Here is a 20,554-nt window from a genome sequence, read left to right as displayed (position 1 = left end):
ATTGTCAGCTTTGAATTCCCCTGAAAAGGTATCAAAATAGACAACTCCGGCTGAATTGATAATTATGGTTTTTCGTCAGCAATGATATTTTGGATCTGTTCCTGAGTCAAAGCTTTGTTGAAAATTCTCAACTCATCCATAAAACTTCGATCGGAAAGGTGGTTCCAACCTGCAAATCTTGGCGCGCCAGACATTATGGAAAGAATGTCGCAATCCTTCCAATCTACTCCTAAAAATGATCCTTTCGATACTAATTGACCATCGATATAGACAGCAGCTTCTTTGTCCGATATGGTGAAAGCAATATGAATCCAATCAGTATTGGTAGTAGGGTTTATGGAAGCGGCATTTCCGCCGTCAAACCAAGAATCGGCTGCACCATTACCAACATTGAGTTTGAAAGTTTGTCTAGTGGCGGAGCCTTCTCTAAACAACCTGAATCCAGAAGTTCGGTTGTTTTGGGAATTCGGATTGGCTGTATCCGGAGGACCGATTACCAATATACCAGCACGGTCTGGGGAAGGATTAATTTTATACCAAAAGGCTGCACTGAATTCCTTATGAAGCAAACCTGCCGTAGGGAAAGTAAGATAGGCTCCTGTCGCGCCGGCATAAGCATTAGTGCCAGCTATCCTGCTTAGGGTGAATCCAGGGGATCCCACTAAAGTAGCTTCTTTCAAGGTGATGAGTTCAAGGTTTTCTCCGTCAAAAGGGGCATAGAAGACTTCTCCATCATATTTTGGCTGATATGGCGCAGACTTTTCAAAATTGATTGTTTGCTCAGTGGTTTTACCGGAAAGATCTGTTGCCGTCACATTTAGCACGTGAGTTCCATTGCCCAATTGGGAATAAGGATGGGTAACCAATGCACGTCGATAATCTTTAAATTCAGAATAGGATCCGATTTCTTTTCCGTCCAACAATACCTTAATGTTACCGATTTCAATGTCGTCTTTTACCTCAAACCGGATATTGATGGAGGTTATATTTTCTGTGACTCTGATTTTGGTGCCTTCCGCAGGGAAAATTACGTTGACTTCCGGGGCATTGACGTCTGCTCCGGGAGCTACCGGGCTAATCTCGTCGATATAACCGTCCTTACAAGCAAAGTTTAGCATGGCTAAACATGCAAGAAGAAAATATGAGTTGTATTTCATCTTTTTAAAATTTTAGAGGTCAGATGAAATCTCGCTTGGGGGATTCTCAAGGCTTGGAGAAAGGTCCTTTCTATGGCGAGATTTCATGGCTTTTGGGCTTGAATGAATAAGGATTAAGGTCTTGAAGCAGCCTTCAATTGTGGGAGAATATCTTGCTGCTCCAATGGATATGGCAAGAACCGGTCTGAATCTGTGTAAGTACGGCCCTCGTAGCTTAGCGGAGCTGTTTTTCCATGGCGTACCAAGTCAAAGAATCGAATTCCCCACTCAGTAGCAAATTCAGCAAACTTTTCATCCAAAACAGTATCCAATGTTACGGTTGAAAGTGGTGCCATTCCTACTCGGTTTCTTACGGTATTCACCGCTTCGGTGGCACTCATCACGTTGCTGGTTGCTCCGCTCGTCAATGCCTCTGCGTGCATCAAAAGAACCTCAGAGTATCGGATTACAGAGAAGTTTTTATTTTCTCCATAAGTGAATCTTCCTGGAGTCAGTTGCTTGGAAGGAAGGTAGAATTTACCGCTAAGGAATTTGTATCTCGGGTGGTTGTTGAAAATGTCACCGTCTTTGGAAACATTTGTCACCCAGCTCGGAAGAGTCGAAAACTCAGGGTCAGATTTGATCTGTGCAATACCATCTGGAGTAAATAGGACGGTTGCCTCCAATCTTTCACGCTCACCTCGCTTCAACATGAATTTCACGTAAGTGGCGGAAGGCTCCCAGAAGCCCCAACCTCCCCCAGCACCCGATACTGCAGGAGTCCAGCTGGCAGGTCCAAAGAAATCCCACAAGTATCTGTTGGCTGTTCCTGTGGCAGTACCATAGTCTGAATACTGCAATTCCATCAAACTTTCGCTGCTTAGTTTTCCGGGAATTTTGAACAATTGATAGTAGTCATCCAAAAGAGAGAAGTTGCCATTTGAGATAATTTCTCCGGTAGCATTAGCAACAGCCTGATAATTTTTTATTTCAAGATTTGCCATTGCCTTCACCGCTAAAGCAGTGTATCGGGTAATTCCACCAGGTATATCCGTTCTCTGATTTGGTCGTACCGTTGCAAGATTAGGAATTGCCTCATCCATTTGTGCTGAAATGTGTTTCATCACATCCTCAAATTTGGAGAGTTCCACATTGTACAAGTCCCTAGGTTGAGAAGAAGTGGGAATCAGTATATCACTCCAAAGTCTAGCAAGCTGAATAAGTTCAAATGCCCGCATCACTTTTATTTCCGCGATATATTGATTGGTCAAGGTTGCGCTTGCTCCGGCATCCTGGTATTTCTTCAATTCCTCCATTGCTCCATGCCAATAGATAATATCAGAATAGAGATTTAGCCAGGTAGAGTTATAAAGCCAGAAATTTCGATCGTAGTTAAACAAATCTGTTTGGATCAAAGGTTGTTGATCGCCCGCAGGATTGACATCATCTCCTCTCAAGGCAATGGTAGGAAAGGTCTCCCATTGCAGGTCATTGAGCTGTGCATAGGCTCCATAGACCAGAAGCATCATGTTTTCACTCTTGGTATAATCAGTCTCTTCGACTCTTTGGACGTTTTCCAAGGGGTCATCCAACAGTCCGGTACAAGCCATCGGAAGGATAAATGCCGATGACAAAGCCAGAATTGATAGTTTATTGAAAATTTTCATGAGTTCTCGGTTGTTTTGGGATTAAAACTTGACATTGAGGCCTAAGGTGTAAACTGCCGGGATTGGATAAGTCTGCCGGTCAATTCCATTTGCAACTTCAGGGTTGAAACCATTGTAGTTGAATATGGTCAAAGGTCGCTCTGCTGTGAAAGTCAGGCGAGTAGCTGGCATTTTTCCATCAAACATGTTTCGGAAAGTGTAAGCAACTTGCACGTTTTGGATCCGGAAATAGGAACCATCTTCTACGAAATAGTCGCTAAAGCTTTGGTTCCAACCTTTTCTCAAACCAACGGCTGAAGGATACTTGTTGGAAGTGCCTTCACCTCTCCAAAGATTGGTGGCCAAGTCAGCGTCTATATTGGTGTCATTGGTGAAAATGATTTCTCCACGCTTTCTATTGAGGATTTTATGGCCATTCTGTCCCTGAATCAAGGTGGAGAATTCCAAATCTCTCCAAGAGAATCCTAGGTTTGCTCCATAAGTCAACTTAGGAAGGAAAGAACCTAAAACAACTCTGTCCAAGTCGTTGATGACTCCGTCTCCATTTTGGTCTTTAAAGATTAAGTCTCCAGGTACCAAATTTTTCTCCGCAATAAATTCTTGAGTATAACCACTGTTTTGAATCATGGCTTCGTTCTGGAAAACACCCAAGGTTTCATACCCAAAAAATGCTTGATAAGGCTGTCCGATGATGGATCTCTGTCTAAACTCAGCAGAACCTGCATCCAGACTTGTAGGACCTCCAAGGCTTTGGACCGTGTTTTTTAGCGTAGCAAAATTTCCTCCGATAAAGTAAGAGAAGTCGTTTCCGATTTTGTCTGACCACGTAAGATTCAATTCAAAACCTTGGTTTCTGATCGCACCGACACTTCTTCTTTCAGTAGACCGGAAAACTGGAGGAATAATGCTTACTGCCAAGTTTTTGGTGTCACGAATGAAATAATCTGCATCGATGGAAAGGCGGTTTTCAAGAAGCTTAGAATTAAGCCCGAAGTTTTTCTCCACGGTGGTTTCCCAACGGTCGATCAAATCATAAGTAGGGTTAAGTCTTCTGCCGATGAATCGGATGTCTCCAAGTGCGGTGGTGGTTTCCTGTAGAGTAGGAGAACCGATGGATGGACGGATTCCGTCATTTCCAAGTTGACCCCATGAAGCTCTCAGCTTTAAGAAGTTGATTGCGTCTAGTCCGAAGAACTCTTCCTCGGTCACAACCCAACCGGCACCGATGGTGAAGAAATCACCCCATTTTTGCTGGAACTTGTTGTTGCCATCTCTTCGGTAAGTGCCATACAAGAGATATTTTTCGTCAAAATTGTAAGCCACTCTTCCAAAGAAAGAGAGGTAATTGAGCTGAGAATTGATGGTATTTCCATTCGCATCACCAATTCCGTCTAGATCAAAATTTTGGGAATTGGACAGGTACCAGAACTCTTCGTTATCCCAAGTTGGATTTGGGCTCAATCCGATACCACGGGCAAAAAGAACCTCTGAGTATTCACTTCGGAAGGATTGTCCGGCCGTCACAGTCAACATGTGATTTCCCCAGATGTTTTTGTAGGTGAAATAGTTATCGACGATTTGGTTGAAACTGGCCTGATTCAGCCTTCTTAAAGAAGATTGGGATTCTGTCACCCCATCATTGTAGGCAAAGTTGACATTTCGGGAATTGACCAAGGCCAAGCTGTAATTGTAAGAAGTCCGGAAGTCCAAACGGTCCGGAATAATATTGAGGTCACCATAGATATTTCCGGTCACTTTGGCCACATTATTTCGGTTGTCCGAATAGAGAAGGGGATAAAATGGGTTTTGGCTTCCTCGGTATCCAACTTGCTGCGCATTGGAAAGTTTTATAGGATTTGCTGGGGTATTCAGCTCATCGTAAACGGGGATGATAGGAACCGCAAAATAGGCTCTGAACCAAGCTGCGTCCTCACCTACATATTGACGGGCTACCGCGAAGTTGAAATTACCCCCAACAGTCAACCAATCTTTTACCTCTGTGTCCAATTTGGCGCGGAGGTTCATTCTTTTGTATTCGTTTCTAATTTCATCCTGCAAACCATCCTGAGAGAAGTAGCTTCCGCCGATTGAATATCTGGTTTTGGAAGACCCACCATTAAAGGAAAGGTTGTGGTTCTGGATGGAAGCTGGGCTCATGATCTCCGCATACCAGTCTGTGTTGACATTGGGGATGCTCGGGTCAATTCGGCTTCTGCCATATCGTTGGATGGAGTTTTCCAAAAAAGCGATGTCTGCAGCGGAACCAGTCTCACGGATGTACTGGGAGAATTGCTGAGAGTTTGCCATTTTCAGCACATTTTGAGGGTTTTGCATCCCAAAATAGCCATCGTAAATAACCTCCGGACGCTGATCAAATCCTCCAGATTTGGTGGTGACCAAAATGACACCATTAGAGGCACGAACACCATAGATAGCAGCAGCAGAAGCATCCTTCAGAACCGAGATGTTTTCGATGTCATTTGGGTTTAAGAAATCAATGTTGTCGAAGAACATTCCATCCACCACATAAAGAGGAGCGGCATTGCCTTCAAAAGATCCTACCCCACGAACCCTAACGGTTGGAGAAGCTCCCGGGGCTCCATTGCTGACGATCTGAACACCTGCTACTCTACCCTGAAGGGATTGCATGGCGTTTGGAGCAGGGGTTTTGATGATGTCTTCTGTCCTTAGCGTGGTAATGGCAGAAGTCAGTTCTTTTTCTTTTTGGGTACCATAACCAATTACCAAAACTTCGTCCAAGGCCCCAATGGATTCCTTTAAGGTGAGGTTAATGGTGGTTTGATTTCCGACTAAGACTTCCTGGAGTTCATACCCTACAAAGGAGTAAACCAAAATAGCTCTTGACGAACTGACATTGATGTTGTAGTTACCGTTCACATCGGTGACGGTGCCAGTGGTGGTACCTTTTTCTAGGACTGTAACTCCTGGTAGACCAAAGCCGGTCGAATCAAGGATTTTTCCGCTGACTTGAACGGATTGGGCAAAAGCCGCAAATGAAACGGCCAAAAACAGCAGTGTCGTCATCATGGAAAAGCGGGACAGAGAACTGATCTCTATCTTCCATGCCTTAATACTCGAGCGTAAAGGCAACTTCATAAGAAAGGGGTTTTGGGTTTTGACTAAATAGTTTTTCTGTAGTTTTCGGCGTTTCCGATAACTAAGCTCGAAATCTAAAAAAGCGAACAAAGAAGCACGATTTTTCAAAGACCTTTATGAGATAAAAACAGAGCTTTACAGCTTGTTTTTATATAGAATTTCCCGATTTGTTTTCAAAAAATGGCCGCATTTATCCACCAAGAATGGTTTTAAGGATAATTTGTCCCTGTTGGATACTAATAGGAATTCTAAAGGTCCAGAAATAGTGTAAACAGCCGTCTCAATTGTTTTCTGGCTGAGGGTTTTAATTGGAGGGAAACTCTTGAAGAGCCAATAAATCGTCCCAGTTGGGTTGGGATAGGTCTTGATATTTTAGGCTGGTAATTACTTTTTTACGGAAAGCCCACACGGTATTTTTTCTCAAATCCAGCAAACTTGCCATTTGCTCCAATGTCAGTTTTTCATTTTTGGAAATGGAATTGTAGGCAATGTAAAAGGCTTTTTCCAAAGGGAATTTAACTCCGTGAAATATAGTCCCGGCAGTCACCGAGTCAATGTGGCCACAGCGACTGCATCTCTTAGTGAAGAGCTTTGGGCCTTTTGAATATTTTGTATTCCCACATTGACGGCATTCAAAACCTCGTCCCCATTTTGCTTCCTCTAAATAGCGCATACATGCGGATTGATCCGGGAAAATTTTTTGAAACTCCTCAAAAGTCAAGAGTTTGTTGCTCAATCTAGCCTGAAAGGATTCTCGAATTCGGCTTTTTAGTGTGTAATTGTCTCTGTCAAGCAAGGAGTTTATTCGCTTGATTTCTTCGTCTCTTTCGCTCACTTGTCGCGCATACTCTTCCAAAAGGAGGTTTTTTTGTTCTAATTCTTTGGTTCTTTCCTTTACCTTTTGTTCAAGCTCTTTATTGACTTTGTCTTTTAACTCAGCATTAGTTTCGATTTGTCGGATAGTTCTTCGTAAAGCCCGATCACGGTTATCCTTGAGGATTTTTACCCGGTCTGCCAAAGCAAATGTCAACAGGAGAATTTCCAAAAGGAAAGCGATATGAAGACTGTAGTAAAGAAGGGTTTGATGTGGGATGATTGCGGCATTGACTAGGGCTTTAATGGCTACCCCTATAAAAAGTACCCCATAGGCCACCACAAAGAATCTAGCCACTTTGTATCCCTTGGTCCAAATATGAATACTGGCTACAAAAATGAAAAAGAAGGGGATTACATCGTAGAATCTAATTTCGAAAAGCTTTTGATCTACCAAAAAGCCACCAAGGAATAAGGTTGTTTTAAGCCCTAATATGATCTGCAAGATTCTATGAATGGTGAAGGACCGGTTTTTGGTATTAAGAAATTTGATAGAAAAAAGGATGGCCCATAAGACGATGGAATAGCTGAAAATCCCATTGGCAAACTGGTTTAATTGCGGATGATTTGGCCAGAGGTATTGAAAGGCAATACCGTCGACGCACATTGCATAAATCCCAACACTGACAAGATAGAAAGTATAAAAGAGATACTTAATCTCTCGGATGGCTGAATAGATCAGCAGATTATAAAGAGCAATAATGACAATCATGCCATAGAATATCCCATAGGCAAAATATTCACTCAAAGCATAATGAACGAAGCGATTCACCGACCGAACTGCGATGCGTATGTCGGCTTTTTGAGAAGACCTTATTTTGAAATAATAATTGGAAATGCCCACTTTATCGTTGGCAATTCCCAACTCGAAATTTTTGTGAATGAATTCCCTTGAGCCAAATGGAAGGGCATCTCCTAAGTTTATTTGTTGATAATTTCCCTGTGGAGTGGGTAAAAAGGCCGTGAGCGAATCAATACTTTGATCGTAAAATTCAAGCAACCATTTTTTGGTGCTATTGGGGTCATTTTCTATGGAAAGTTTGACCCAATAAGTATGACTTATATCAAAGCGCCTTTTGTCAAAATCTGGATTGATGCGAAAATTATCCTGAAATCCAGCTTGAATAATATCTTGAAAATCAAGGGTGTTACTGGAGTCCTCGTAGAACTCCAGCTGATCAATGGCAAAAATCCTTTCTTCAATATTGTCTAAAATCTGAAAGGTTGAGGAACCCGAGATTCGCTGTGCAATTGAAAGCGATGAAATTGAAAAAAACAATAAAAATGCATTGGAAAAGATTTTCCAGCTCATTGTTACTTGGGTTTGTTGGTTTAGCAGATAGCAAAGGTACCAAAGAATGAGAAACTTATAAACGAAAAATTAAAAAGACAGATATATAATTAGGTCATGGTTTTCCCCTTTTCACCTATTCTTGTTTTTTTATTTCCTCAAAATCTATGAAAACTTGTTTGGAACAAAATCCATTACATACCTTTTTCTTAATCATAATTCTAACAGGGAATTGACCGCATGCGAACAAAGTTGTCCGAGTATTTATAATAAAGAACCCCAAAACAGTCCAAAATGGATTGAATTTGGGGTTTTTGCGATGGCATCATTCTGGGGAATATCTGTCAAAAAATCATCATGAAAACCAATCCAACTTTCGCTTTTCTGTTTTTTGTGGCCTTTTTATACCTAGGTCTACCAGAGGCCTATAGCCAATCCGACAAAAAGCCCATAGCATCCAAAGATTTTAATCTCAGTGGCACCCCCTCTTTAAAAGTGGAGGTTCATGGTGCTTCTGTTTCTGTCCAAAGTGCTGCTGGGAACAAGCTACAGGTGCGGTATTTTTTGAAAAAAGATGGAAAGTACCTGAGTCAATCCGATTCAGAAGCTCAGGAGTTTTTGGAAAAGATTGAAATCACTGTTTCTCAAAGCGGGAACACGGTTTCGATCCTTGCCAAGCAAAAGTCTTCCAGCGGATGGAATTGGAAAAGCAACCCGAGTCTTTCTTTTGAGGTAATAGCCCCCAAGGATCTAAATACTGATATTCGGACCAGTGGGGGATCAGTTTATCTTCAGGAAGTTCGGGGCACACATGAAATAGGCTCAAGTGGTGGTTCAATTTCTGTCAAAAACAGCTGGGGAAATCTGAATTCCAAATCTTCAGGCGGGAGTTTTAACCTGATGGGGTTTGAAGGAGATGCGCATGTTCAGACAAGCGGAGGATCTGTCAAAGTAGAAGATTTGAGAGGGAATCTGATTGCAAAGTCATCCGGCGGAGGAATTACTTTGAATGATGTCTCTGGAAGTATTGATGCGCATACCAGTGGAGGGTCGATCCGAGCTAATTTGCCTCAGGTCAATCGGGAGATGAACTTCCAGTCCAGCGGAGGAAGCATCCAGGTATCCGTTTCTTCCAATGCCCGATTCAATGTAGAGTTGAAGGGCGGGGGGATCAGTTCGCAACTCAGTAATTTTCAGGGTACAACAGCCAAAAACCTGGTTTCCGGCAAAGTCAACGGAGGAGGCCCCACCATTCAGATGCAATCTTCCGGAGGATCTATTCGGATCGGAAACGCAGATTAATTTCTAAAAACACCCTTTTATCATGCTTAAGAATTATTTCAAAATTGCCGTTCGTAATCTTTTCAAACACAAGCTTCATACAGGCATCAATCTGATTGGCTTGAGTTTAGGTCTCGGAGTGAGTATTCTGATTTTTTTCTTCGTTCAGTTTGAAATGAGTTTTGATTCATTCCATCAGGATTTGGATAGGATTTATAGAGTCAAATCCTTCGAACGGATTGATGGAGTAATTCGGGAAACGTATTCTTCACCAGTGATAGTAGAAGCTGCATTTCGCGAAGAGTTTCCTCAGATCGAAGCCATCTCCGGAGTGACTGGTGCGGATGTGCAGGCGATCTTGCCAGATGAAAGCACCCAAAATCAAAGGATCCGACTGGTGAATCCTGATTTTTTGAAAATCCTGACTTTTCCATTGGTCAAAGGAGATATCTCTACTCAGCTTCAGGACAAGTTTAGTATCGTAGTTACCGAGGATGTAGCTGCTCGCTATTTTGGGGACGAAAATCCGATTGGCCAATCCATCCAACTCAAAATGGGGGAGGACTTTATGGATTATCAGGTGACTGGAGTGCTAAAAAATCTTCCCGCAAACAATTCCATTCCTTTTGAGATTCTCATGCCTATTGAAAACATGGATTTCTTTTCGGATAAGGAAAGTTTGGCTTCCTGGTACAATGTCTGGGGTTTTAACTTGGTAAAGCTTTATTCTCCCGAACAGGTAGAATCTATCCATCAAAGCATGGAAGCTTTTATGAAAAAGTCTTTGGGAGAGGATTATGAAGAAGGTGGGCTGTATTTTAGACTGACTCCGGTTGAGGGGATTCACTTTTCGGAAGGAGCAGGAAATGGAGGAATTGAAACTACCAAAAAATCACTTTTGTGGATTTTGTCAGGGATTGCTTCTTTGGTTTTGCTCATTGCCTGTATCAATTTCACCACCATGGCCATCGGAAGGGCTACCACAAGGGCCAAGGAGGTCGGAGTTCGGAAAACCATGGGAGCTAGTTTTAGCCAGTTGATCAATCAGTTTTTGATGGAAGCCTTTTTGACCACGCTAATGGCTTCCATTTTAGGGTTGATTTTAGCCGAACTACTCCTTCCCACTTTTAATGAGCTATTTCAAAAAGAATTGGATATCCTTTATGGCCCTGTTCAATTTGGGATTTTGACAGGATTGATCCTTTTGATTTCGACGATGGCTGGGGCTTATCCGGCATTTTTTCTTTCAGGTTTGCGACCCATCAAAGTGCTGAAAGGGAATCTTTCTATTCATTTTGGAAAGCAAGGACTTCGAAAAGGCCTGGTTGCCTTCCAGTTTTTTATCTCTTTTCTTCTGATCGCTTCCACCCTGATCATGGTTAATCAAATGAGCGAAATCCGGAACTATGATTTGGGCTTTGTTCAAGATCAAGTGGTCATTGTGGATATGCCGGATTATCCTTCCACAAGCTTTGTGACCTCCCTGAAGGAAAGTTTCAGGACGGCGGAGACATTCCGGCAAACCCTTTCCTCCCGGACTGAAATAGCCTCAACTGCACTTACTGTGGCAACCTATGGGGATGATGCTTTTTGGCAGGTAGCTTTTCCTCTCGAAGATGGGACTATGTTCTCCTTCAAAGTGAATTTCGTCTCCGGGGATTATATGAAAACTCTGGGGATGGAGCTTGTGGAAGGTAGGGAATTAAGTCCTTTAGTCGGGGCTGATAGCAGTGCCTTATTGATCAATGAGGCTTTTGCAAAAGCTTTCAACTGGGAAGACCCGACTGGAGAGCTGCTCCCCAGAACTGATTTTGAGCCTCATCAGATAGTCGGAGTAGTTAAAGATTTTCACCATGCCTCCTTGTATCAGCCCATTGAGCCGGTGATGATTGCCAAGTCTCCCATGGCGGTTTTCAGTGGCATTACCAATTTGATGATTAACTCTAGTACCAATCCCAAGCTTTTGATAAGATCCTCAGTCGGTGATATCCAGCAGCTCAGAGGAGTGATTGAAACGGAGTGGAATAAAATGTTTGCCGGGATGCCTTTGAAGATTTCTTTCCTTGACGAAACGGTGGAGGAGCAATACCAGGCAGAGGAGAGATTGGGTAAAATGGTTTTCATAGCAGCCTCAATAGCCATTTTGATTGCGACTATGGGTCTATTTGCGATGGTGGCTCTTTCTATTTCCGGAAGGACCAAAGAAATCGGTATCCGGAAAGTATTGGGAGCTTCCAGTTGGAGTATTTCTTGGCTTTTTGGAAAAGAATTCATTATCACGACCTTGATCGGAGTGGCCATTGCTTTACCGCTCAGTATTTACCTCATGCAAGGCTGGTTGGACCAATTTGCAGTAAAAGGCTGGCCGTCTTGGATAAGTTTCGCTTTGCTGGGAGTTAGTGGGATTGGTTTTACCCTGATGATCGTCTATGCACAATCCTACCGGGCTACCCAAGTCAACCCAGTAAAAACCCTGAAAGATGAATAAAATATCCCCGACCCTTTTGGTCAAAGAAGGATCGGGGAATATAGCTTTAAAATGAAATGGTCAGATTTAAGGAGAAGCTGTTGAATAGTTTGTCGATAGGCACTACCGGATTGGGATCATAGATGTTTTGATACAAGAAAGAAAGCCCCAAAACTCTCGTGAATTTGTAGGTAATGCGGGAACTGCTAGCCAAGCGAGGAGCAGAAAAAAGTTCGTCAAATCGAGCCTGATGGTACAGGCTGAAATCCAAAAATATTTTTTCAAATGGAGCGTACTTTAGGCTGGCATAGGAACCCAACTTTACGTTTTGATTTTGCACTGTGGCTAGCACATCCGGTATTTCTCTTCCCTCCGGAACGCCTCCGTAATTCCATTTTTCATTTTCAAAGAAAGGGCCGACACCGAGATACAGCCCGAAGTTTTCTTTCACCGCCATTCTGAATCTCATATTCACTCCGCCTGCGTATTTCCATTCCATCCCTCTGGCCTCTTTCCAGTGAATCTGATTGTAAAGTTCTACGACCAGTTTTGAATCTGTGATTTTCCGATATTCCGCATAGACATACCCACCGCTGAGGAGAGTCTCTTTTCCGAATTTGGAGAGCTCTATTTTATTGGCAAAAGTGAGTGCACTTTTTTTAAATCGTACTGATAAGTCCGCGGTATTTTCAAACTCAAAAAGGTCCTCTTTCAGGTTTTTAAACTTCATGTCCGGGACGATGCTTCCCTGTACTGTTTTGGTGGTATCCAGAATTACAGTGAAGTTCTCGGTGTGGAGAATCTGAGCTTGTACATTTTGGCCAAATAGAGCCAGTCCGAGTATTAAGATGCAGCGTAGGGGTGATTTCATGAGATGGGAATAAGAGTCTTCTTTGCTTAAATTCTTTGTCGAATAGCTCTTAACATTAACTAATGTTTGGGATTTGTCATACAATTGGGTTGCAATCCGTAGGAAATTTTTTCTGAGCGATTGTCCCCGCTGTTTTATAGGCTTTTGGGTAATATGTTTTTCAAAAAGGTGTAAGGGAAAATGCCCGTCATCGAACAAAAATGTCCGTGCTTTTTGTGGGCTATGGAATCAAAAGTTGGATTTGAGCCTCTGAGAGAAGGTTGAAACTGGTATCAATTTGGATTTCAACTGACAAAAAATATCCGGACTCTTGAGTGAATACTCTATTTTGGAGATTCATCCCTGAGATTGGTAACTAAAGTCTAAAAGCCAAAACTTAAAGACCATGCTTAAAAACTACCTAAAAATCGCCTGGAGGAATATTCTTCGCAATAAAGTCCGGACCGGGATTCATGTACTAGGACTTTCTTTGGGGATTTCCATCTGCTTTTTGATTTTTAATGTGGTCAGGCATGCCTATAGTTTTGATACTTTTCATCCAGATTCGGATCAGATTTATAGAATCAACACGCTGACCGATTGGGGTGGAGGAAGAGCATTTCCAAGTCTCGGAACCCCCGGGCCATTGGGTGAAGTCATTGACCTTGAGGTGCCGGGGATTCAAGACAAAGGTCGTCTTTACACAGGGTATCAAACTTTGATTGCCGACCCTGAATCCAATCGATCCTTCGGAAGAGAAAATACAGTCACTTATGCAGATCAAGGCTTTTTTCAGATTTTTCCTAGGGAATGGTTAGCTGGCAATTCCTCAACTGCCCTTTTGGAGCCAAACTCGGTTGTGATTTCGGAGACTAGCTTAAAAAAATACTTTCCCGATTTTGAGCCTATTGACGTTTTGGGGAAAGAAATGGCTTTTATAGAGTCAGACACCATCTTGGCAAAAATCACTGGTGTAGTAGCCAATTTTACTGAAAACACCGACTTTATTTTTAATGAGTTTATCTCTTACAGCACCATCCAATCCGAGGAGGAAAAGGAATGGTTTGGCTTACACAGCTGGGGAAATGTGAATTCAAGTTCCCAGCTTTTTGTCAAAACAATAAAGCCAGAGATGGAGGAGAGTCTAGAGGTTGCTTTGGCGAAAGTTGCAGAAAAGCACTACGATAAAGATGAAGATGCGACGACCAGTTTCACGGCCGAACCACTTAGAGACATCCATTTTGGAGAAAACTATGACATGACTTCTGTGTCCAAAGTTTTCTTATATGGGATGATTTATATCGGCTTGATCATTCTAGCCTTGGCTACTTTGAATTTTATCAATTTAGAAACCGCCCATGCCATGAGCAGGGGCAAAGAAGTAGGAATCCGAAAAACTTTGGGTGGAAGGAAAGGCCAGCTGATTTTCCAATTCTTAACCGAGACGTACCTTTTGGTAGGTTTTTCCATGTTGGTTGGATTGGGATTGACTGGTTTGCTGATCAATATTTTCGGCACCTATTTACCTAAAGGATTTGAATTAGAGTATTTTACTAAAGTGAATTTTGGCTTTTACCTACTGTTTCCTTTGGTTCTAACCTTGATTTCTGGGATTTATCCAGCCCTGATTTTATCAGGTTATCAGCCAGCGCGGGCACTAAAAGGAGAAAAAACTAAAACTGGTAAATTCTCAATAGGGGTATTTCTTCGTAAAAACCTTACGGTGCTTCAGTTTTCCTCGTCCATTGCTTTCATCATTTTGGTTTTGGTCCTTCAGGCTCAAATCAAGTATGTGACTAGCCAACCTTTGGGATTTGAGAAAGAGGAGGTACTTTATTCATCTCTGCCATTTATGTCAGACCCGGATAAAATGCTTCGCCTCCAGGAGTTAATCAATCAGCAATCAAACGTCCTTGGTACAAGTTTAAGCGGAAGCTTGGTTTCTTCTACCAGTCTATGGACTTCCGATTCAAGAGTGGCTGTAGATACCACCGAGAAGGAAATTTACCAACAAGTAATGAATGTGGACTCGGCTTTCATAGGAGTAAATGGTATACCATTACTTGCAGGGAAGCCGGGATCAAATAAAATGGATGAAATCCTGATCAATGAAAATTACCTAAAGGAGATGGGGGTGCCTATCCCAGAAGAGGCTATCAATCGAACAGTCAGATTTGGAAGAGAGGAAAAAAAGATCGTTGGAGTAGTGGGGAATTTTCATTCTAGGTCATTGAGAGAAGAAATTAAGCCGCTTATTATCACTTATAATCCAAAGTTTTTTCAGACGATTAGTGTGAAGCTACAGGCAGGAAGAAACCTGTCCGAGGCAAAATCGGAATTGGAAGCTATTTATAAACAAGTCTATCCTCATGAAAATGCTGAATTCAGCTTCCTTGATGAGGAGATCAATAGATTCTATGAGGAGGATACCCGTATCAAAAATGTTTTAAGTGGGGCAAGTATTCTGGCAATTTTGATTTCCGCCATGGGCTTATTTGGACTTTCATCCTTTACTATTGCCCAGAGAACTAAAGAGATTAGTATTAGAAAGGTGCTTGGCGCCACAATGGGGCAGATTTTAGGACTTATCTCGAGAGACTATGTGATACTTATTGTCATCTCCTTTGCTATCGCAGTTTTCCCGGCCTATTATTTTCTTAAGGATTGGTTAAATGATTTTACCTACCGAATAGATATGCCCTTTGGATTGTATGGAGCAGCAGGTTTAGGGGTTATGGTTCTTTGCCTGATGATTGTAGGGCTTCATTCTTATATCGCCGTCCAAACCAACCCCTCCAAGGTGCTCAAAGATGAGTAAGATTAATGCCACCTTCTTTTTTGAAGAGAATTTATCCAGAAAGGGATAATCGCTAAAAGTATTCTCAAACCAAGAATGCCAGCCCGCAGGTTATCCGCTCCATGATTCTTGGTTTGGTTTAATTGTCTCGAGGCAAATATTCCATACTCCGAAGAAGTCCCTTGTTTGAAACCTAATCTTTATCTAAATTTTTCAGTAAGTTTTTAATATTATTAATTTTTTTTAGTAAGTCTTTTTGCAATTAAATCAACTTGGTCGATTAACTTACAGATCTTTATTTCAAATCTGTCTGAAATAGATCATGCAAAAGCCCGAAAAACCCTTCCTCATCTTCCTGATTTTAATGTTGATTTTTTACTCTGCATCCTTTGCACAGCAAAAGGTAGAAAAAGGCTTTGTAGCTCTTTTTAATGGAGAAAATCTGGATGGTTGGGTGGGAAATAAAACTTCCTATAGGGCTGAGGGCGGTATGATTATCATCGACCCCCAGGGCGGTGGTGGGGGTAATCTTTTCACGGAAAAGGAATATGGAAATTTTATCCTTCGCTTTGAATTTCAATTGACCCCGGGAGCCAATAATGGTCTTGGGATTCATGCCCCAATGGAAGGAGACGCCGCTTATGTGGGAAAGGAACTTCAGATTTTGGACAATACAGCAGAGAAATATAAAGAGCTCAAGGAATACCAATACCACGGATCAGTATATGGAGTAATTCCAGCAAAAAGAGGTTTTTTGAAACCGGTCGGAGAGTGGAATTCCCAAGAAGTAATTGTCGAGCATCCAAAAATCAAGATAATTCTCAATGGGGAAACCATCTTGGAAGGGGACTATCTTAAGGCGAGTAAAAACGGGACGCTAGATGGAAGAGAGCATCCCGGACTGCAAAGATCATCCGGGCACATTGGCTTTTTGGGCCACGGAGATGTAGTCCATTTCAAAAATATCAGAATCAAAGAATTGAATTAACCTATAGCATAAACCTTTTAAAATGACGAAGAAAATCCAAGTTTTAGATAGAAGGGACTTCCTGAAGAAAAGCAGTCTCGGAGTAATGGGCCTTTCCCTTGCCCCCTCACTTTTGGCACTTGCCAAGGAAAACGGGAGATTAAGAACTGCCCACATTGGACTTGGCTCTATGGGGATGGCGGATTTGGATGCCATTGCTTCCCATGAGCTGGTAGATGTGGTAGCCCTTTGTGATGTAGATAGCAAAGCTCTGGAAGGTGCCAAGGCTTTACACCCGAATGCCAAAGGCTATGCCGATTACCGGGAAATGCTGAAGGACATGAAAAATGAAATCGATGCGGTAATCGTCTCAACTCCCGATCATACCCATGCCCCGGCGTCCATTATGGCCATGAAGATGAACAAACCTGTGTATTGTCAAAAGCCTCTTACTCACCATGTGTCAGAAGCCCGAGCGATGAAGAAGCTAGCGGCTAAGAAAAATCTGGTGACTCAGATGGGAATCCAAGTGCACTCTTTCTATGACTACAAATTGGCGACACTCTTGATCCAATCCGGCATCATCGGAAAGGTTCACACCGTTCGAGCTTGGTCCCCTAAAAATTGGGGAACGGATAAACCCACTCCAGCAGGAAGTGATCCGGTGCCTCCAACTTTGGACTGGAATCTTTGGTTGGGAACAGCTCCTGAAAGACCTTTTAAAGAAGGGGAATACCATCCTGGCAATTGGAGAAAGGTTTTGGATTTTGGATGTGGAACCTTAGGAGATATGGGGGTTCATATTTTTGATACTCCCTACAATGCTTTGCAGCTCGATGTGCCTAGAACAATCAAAAACGAATGTCGTCAGCCTACCGGATTTGGTTTTCCAGAACAAAACGTGGTAACCTATGAATTTCCTGCAACGCCTTATACCGCTGATTCTTTAAAATGGGTTTGGTATGATGGCTTGGGAGCTCCGGCTGCTCATGAGGATTTGCTTTTGCCTAATGGAGAAAAGCTCCCTGATCAAGGAGCCATGTTTATGGGAGAGAAAGGTCGATTGCTTTTGCCACATTTCCAGCAGCTTCCACGCTTGATAGTGGATGGCAAGTATCAGGAGATGGATATCGAGAAGTTTAATCTCGGAAAGCCGGTAAAAGACTACGATTCGGAAAGTAAAAAACACTACCATCAATTTGTAGATGCCTGCTTAGGGAAGGATGAATGCAGTGCACCTTTTAGCTATGCCGCAAGATTGACCGAAACCATCCTTCTGGGAGTAATTGCCGGAAGATTCCCAAATCGCACCCTTCATTGGGATAGTGAAAAAGCTAGATTTGAAGAAGACGAGGCCAACCAGTTTCTGGACGGGAAGTATCGGAAGTTTTAAGCATGAGATCCTAGATTCAAATACAGGAGGTTAGATTAAAGATAAGGTTCATATGAGTTTACTAAGTGAACACTAAAAGCTGCTCACTGATCCCTGCAAACTGATGACAGATTCGTCCGCCAGCGAACAAAAATGTTCGAGACTTCAGACAGTAAAATTTCTAAAAAATGCCTCTGGATTGAATTCAGGGGCTTTTTTTATGGCATAAAAGTGGGGTAATGGTTATGGCATCTTGGCATGCTAAAAAACTATCATGAATTCATGACTAAAATCTGTTCAACTTTTCAAGTGTCCAACTTTCAAGCACCCTAGCCATGTGGAAAAACTATTTTAAAATCTCCTTTCGAAACCTTCAGAAAAGAAAATTGTACACAGGAATCAACCTTTTAGGGCTTGTAATTTCCTTGGTCAGTTTTATTGCAATTTCCCTTTACATCTACCATGAGTGGAGCTATGACCGGATGTACACGGATCATGAGCGGATTTACCGGTTTAATCAGGAGTTTAAGTTTGGGGGAGAGAGCCAATTGGCCAGCAATACCCCCTCTTCTTTGATACCTACTGTTTTGGATGAAATTCCCGAAGCAGAGACTGGAACTCTGGTTTTTGATTTAAGCATTTTCTCCTCGGTATTGGTGGATTTGGGAAAAGGCAGCCAGGAGGAAAAAAAGTTTGCATTTGTTGACGAGCGATTTTTGGAGGTGTTTGATTTTGAGGTATTGACAGGTCAGAAGGAGAAGTTTTTTACCGAGCCTTTTCAATTGGTTTTAACTGAATCTACTGCAAACAGACTTTTTGGCAATTCTCAAAATGCCGAAGGAAAAAGCGTGAAAGTTGACGGAGAAGAATACCAAGTCCAAGGGGTTATTCAGGATTTTCCCTCCAATTCTCACCTGGATTTTGATTTTTTGGCCTCTTTCAAAACTCATCGGCATGGGAAGAATCCGGCTTGGAGCCCAAGTAATTATTATACCTATGTAAAACTCAGAGCCGATTCAGATCCCAAGGCGATGGAAGCAAAGCTTGACCAGTTGGTGGAAAAGTATCTGGGCGCAGAGTTTCAGGAATATGGATTTAGCTTTTCATTTTTCCTTCAGCCAGTGACTAAAATTCACCTTGGAGACCAGTCTTTAGGGGCGATAAAGCCCGGGACGGACATCAAGTATTTGTACATTTTTGGGCTGGTGGCGCTCTTGCTCTTGGCCATCGGAATTATCAATTATGTGAATTTGGCAACGGCGGAGTCCACCGAAAGAAACAAAGAAGTGGGGCTTCGAAAAAGCCTAGGGGCAGGAAGAGCCCAGCTTTTTGGGCAGTTTATTTCAGAGTCATTGCTGCTTACCGGCAGTGCGGCAGTCTTAAGTCTTTTGGTCTTGGGATTATTGCTTCCTGAGTTGAATAAAATCTTGGGAATACCTCTTGAGATGGACTTGATTTTTACCCCTTTGGGGATGGGTCTGATTTTGGTTCTCGTTCTTGGAGTTGGGGTTTTAGCCGGATTTTATCCTTCGGTCATTTTGAGTGGGATGGAGCCGATCAAAGCTTTGGCAAATCAGGTCAAATTTGGCGGAGGTGCATGGCTGAGAAAGACTTTGGTGGTGTTTCAATTTTTTATCTCCATGGGATTGTTGATCGCTACGCTAGTGGTTAATCAGCAGTTGCAATACATGCAAAAAGTGAATTTAGGCTATGAAAAAGATCGGGTAATCGCCTTGAACTATCATTACTCGATGAGGAAATCAGTCGAAAGCCTAAAGCAGGAATTTACCCGTTCTGGAGCTGCAAAATCTTCCGGCTTAGCGTCTTCCCTGCCAATTCATATCAAGGCTTCTTACAGTGTGTTTCCGGGCGGAGATGCTCAAAAGGAGTTTGCCATCACGGGCTATTCTGTGGACAAGGATGCTTTATCTGCTCTAGGCATTGAACTGATTTCAGGGAAAGGGTTTAAGGAAAATGATTTATCAAGAGCCAAAGCCTATCAGGACTCTTTGGATATGCCGATAATTCTTAACGAAGCGGCCTTAAAGGAACTAGCTTGGTCTCCAGAGGAAGCGATTGGTAGGAGAGTGAATTTTGGAGGAAACTTATCTGTGATTCAAGGAGTGGTCAAAAACTTCTATTTCAATTCCCTACACCATGAGGTGGGACCTTTGGCAATTTTTCTGGATCAGGAAAACACCAATACGCTATTGGTCAAGCTTTCGGATGGAGATTTAAATCCTATTCTTGCCTCGTTGGAAAATTCCTGGAAAGAGATTTATCCTGACCGACCATTTACATTTCAATTTGTAGATCAAGCTTACGAACAGATGTATAGGTCTGAGCAAAATGTAGGATTGGTATTCGGGATCTTCTCAGGCATTTCAGTATTGGTCGCTTTGATGGGCTTATTGGGCTTAGTTTCTTATGTAGCCCTCCGAAGAACCCGTGAAATAAGTATCCGAAAGGTTTTGGGCGCTACCGAAGGAAATGTCTTTTGGGTTTTGGCCAAGGATTTTCTTATGCTTTTGGCGATTTCCGGAGTTTTGGCGATTGGCTTTGGAATCTGGTTTTCGGATATCTGGCTTCAAAGCTTTGCCAATAAAACCTCTTTAGGATTGACTCCTTATGTGATTTCCATTTCCGTGGTACTTGTACTCGCAATCGCCACCATTGGATATCGGGGCTGGAAAGTATATCGGCTAAACCCTTCTCGAACTTTAAAAACTGAATAGT

11 protein-coding genes are annotated in these 20,554 nt (G+C 42.4%); 6 read left to right on the top strand and 5 right to left on the bottom strand.

Going from position 1 to position 20,554, the window contains the following annotated elements:
• Window positions 1-62: 62 nt before the first annotated feature.
• The 4 genes from G458_RS0101105 to G458_RS0101080 form a co-directional block, all read right to left on the bottom strand.
• Window positions 63-1,157, bottom strand: a complete 1,095-nt coding sequence (locus tag G458_RS0101105; protein WP_026950261.1) for a LamG-like jellyroll fold domain-containing protein — start codon at window positions 1,155-1,157, stop codon at window positions 63-65.
• Between the two features lie 113 nt (window positions 1,158-1,270).
• Entirely contained in the window at window positions 1,271-2,803 is a 1,533-nt protein-coding gene (locus tag G458_RS0101095) for a RagB/SusD family nutrient uptake outer membrane protein (RefSeq protein WP_026950260.1), read from the bottom strand.
• A gap of 21 nt (window positions 2,804-2,824) precedes the next feature.
• Complete coding sequence (locus G458_RS0101090) at window positions 2,825-5,920, bottom strand: SusC/RagA family TonB-linked outer membrane protein (protein ID WP_245579210.1); 3,096 nt, start codon at window positions 5,918-5,920, stop codon at window positions 2,825-2,827.
• Window positions 5,921-6,224: 304 nt separating this feature from the next.
• Entirely contained in the window at window positions 6,225-8,105 is a 1,881-nt protein-coding gene (locus G458_RS0101080; protein ID WP_084438796.1) for a 7TM diverse intracellular signaling domain-containing protein, read from the bottom strand.
• Window positions 8,106-8,441: 336 nt separating this feature from the next.
• Between G458_RS0101080 and G458_RS0101075 the strand changes: the two genes are divergently transcribed.
• Window positions 8,442-9,386, top strand: coding sequence for a DUF4097 family beta strand repeat-containing protein (locus G458_RS0101075; protein WP_026950257.1), 945 nt, complete (start codon window positions 8,442-8,444; stop codon window positions 9,384-9,386).
• 22 nt (window positions 9,387-9,408) lie between these two features.
• Entirely contained in the window at window positions 9,409-11,853 is a 2,445-nt protein-coding gene (locus G458_RS0101070) for an ABC transporter permease (protein ID WP_026950256.1), read from the top strand.
• A 46-nt stretch (window positions 11,854-11,899) separates the two neighbouring features.
• On the opposite strand, the gene G458_RS0101065 is transcribed toward G458_RS0101070, so the two are convergent.
• Window positions 11,900-12,703, bottom strand: coding sequence for a DUF481 domain-containing protein (locus G458_RS0101065; protein WP_026950255.1), 804 nt, complete (start codon window positions 12,701-12,703; stop codon window positions 11,900-11,902).
• Between the two features lie 385 nt (window positions 12,704-13,088).
• On the opposite strand from G458_RS0101065, the gene G458_RS0101055 reads away from it, so the two are divergent.
• The 4 genes from G458_RS0101055 to G458_RS0101040 all read left to right on the top strand — a co-directional run bounded on the left by G458_RS0101055 (window position 13,089) and on the right by G458_RS0101040 (window position 20,553).
• Window positions 13,089-15,500 (top strand): ABC transporter permease, encoded by a 2,412-nt coding sequence (locus tag G458_RS0101055; RefSeq protein ID WP_026950254.1) that lies wholly within the window; start codon window positions 13,089-13,091, stop codon window positions 15,498-15,500.
• Window positions 15,501-15,801: 301 nt separating this feature from the next.
• Window positions 15,802-16,467, top strand: a complete 666-nt coding sequence (locus G458_RS0101050; RefSeq protein WP_026950253.1) for a 3-keto-disaccharide hydrolase — start codon at window positions 15,802-15,804, stop codon at window positions 16,465-16,467.
• A gap of 22 nt (window positions 16,468-16,489) precedes the next feature.
• Window positions 16,490-17,839: a Gfo/Idh/MocA family protein gene (locus G458_RS0101045; RefSeq protein WP_026950252.1), complete on the top strand. Its 1,350-nt coding sequence runs from the start codon at window positions 16,490-16,492 to the stop codon at window positions 17,837-17,839.
• Between the two features lie 314 nt (window positions 17,840-18,153).
• Window positions 18,154-20,553, top strand: coding sequence for an ABC transporter permease (locus G458_RS0101040; protein WP_026950251.1), 2,400 nt, complete (start codon window positions 18,154-18,156; stop codon window positions 20,551-20,553).
• Window position 20,554: the final 1 nt, after the last annotated feature.

The organism is Algoriphagus mannitolivorans DSM 15301, from assembly GCF_000429425.1.
GTDB lineage: Bacteria > Bacteroidota > Bacteroidia > Cytophagales > Cyclobacteriaceae > Algoriphagus > Algoriphagus mannitolivorans.
This window is presented reverse-complemented; position numbering and strand designations above follow the sequence as displayed.

Bases quoted from the DNA above. Each gene is read 5' to 3' on its own strand.
- G458_RS0101105 (WP_026950261.1), bottom strand. From the start codon at position 1,157: ATGAAATACAACTCATATTTTCTTCTTGCATGTTTAGCCATGCTAAAC.
- G458_RS0101095 (WP_026950260.1), bottom strand. From the start codon at position 2,803: ATGAAAATTTTCAATAAACTATCAATTCTGGCTTTGTCATCGGCATTT.
- G458_RS0101090 (WP_245579210.1), bottom strand. From the start codon at position 5,920: ATGAAGTTGCCTTTACGCTCGAGTATTAAGGCATGGAAGATAGAGATC.
- G458_RS0101080 (WP_084438796.1), bottom strand. From the start codon at position 8,105: ATGAGCTGGAAAATCTTTTCCAATGCATTTTTATTGTTTTTTTCAATT.
- G458_RS0101075 (WP_026950257.1), top strand. From the start codon at position 8,442: ATGAAAACCAATCCAACTTTCGCTTTTCTGTTTTTTGTGGCCTTTTTA.
- G458_RS0101070 (WP_026950256.1), top strand. From the start codon at position 9,409: ATGCTTAAGAATTATTTCAAAATTGCCGTTCGTAATCTTTTCAAACAC.
- G458_RS0101065 (WP_026950255.1), bottom strand. From the start codon at position 12,703: ATGAAATCACCCCTACGCTGCATCTTAATACTCGGACTGGCTCTATTT.
- G458_RS0101055 (WP_026950254.1), top strand. From the start codon at position 13,089: ATGCTTAAAAACTACCTAAAAATCGCCTGGAGGAATATTCTTCGCAAT.
- G458_RS0101050 (WP_026950253.1), top strand. From the start codon at position 15,802: ATGCAAAAGCCCGAAAAACCCTTCCTCATCTTCCTGATTTTAATGTTG.
- G458_RS0101045 (WP_026950252.1), top strand. From the start codon at position 16,490: ATGACGAAGAAAATCCAAGTTTTAGATAGAAGGGACTTCCTGAAGAAA.
- G458_RS0101040 (WP_026950251.1), top strand. From the start codon at position 18,154: ATGTGGAAAAACTATTTTAAAATCTCCTTTCGAAACCTTCAGAAAAGA.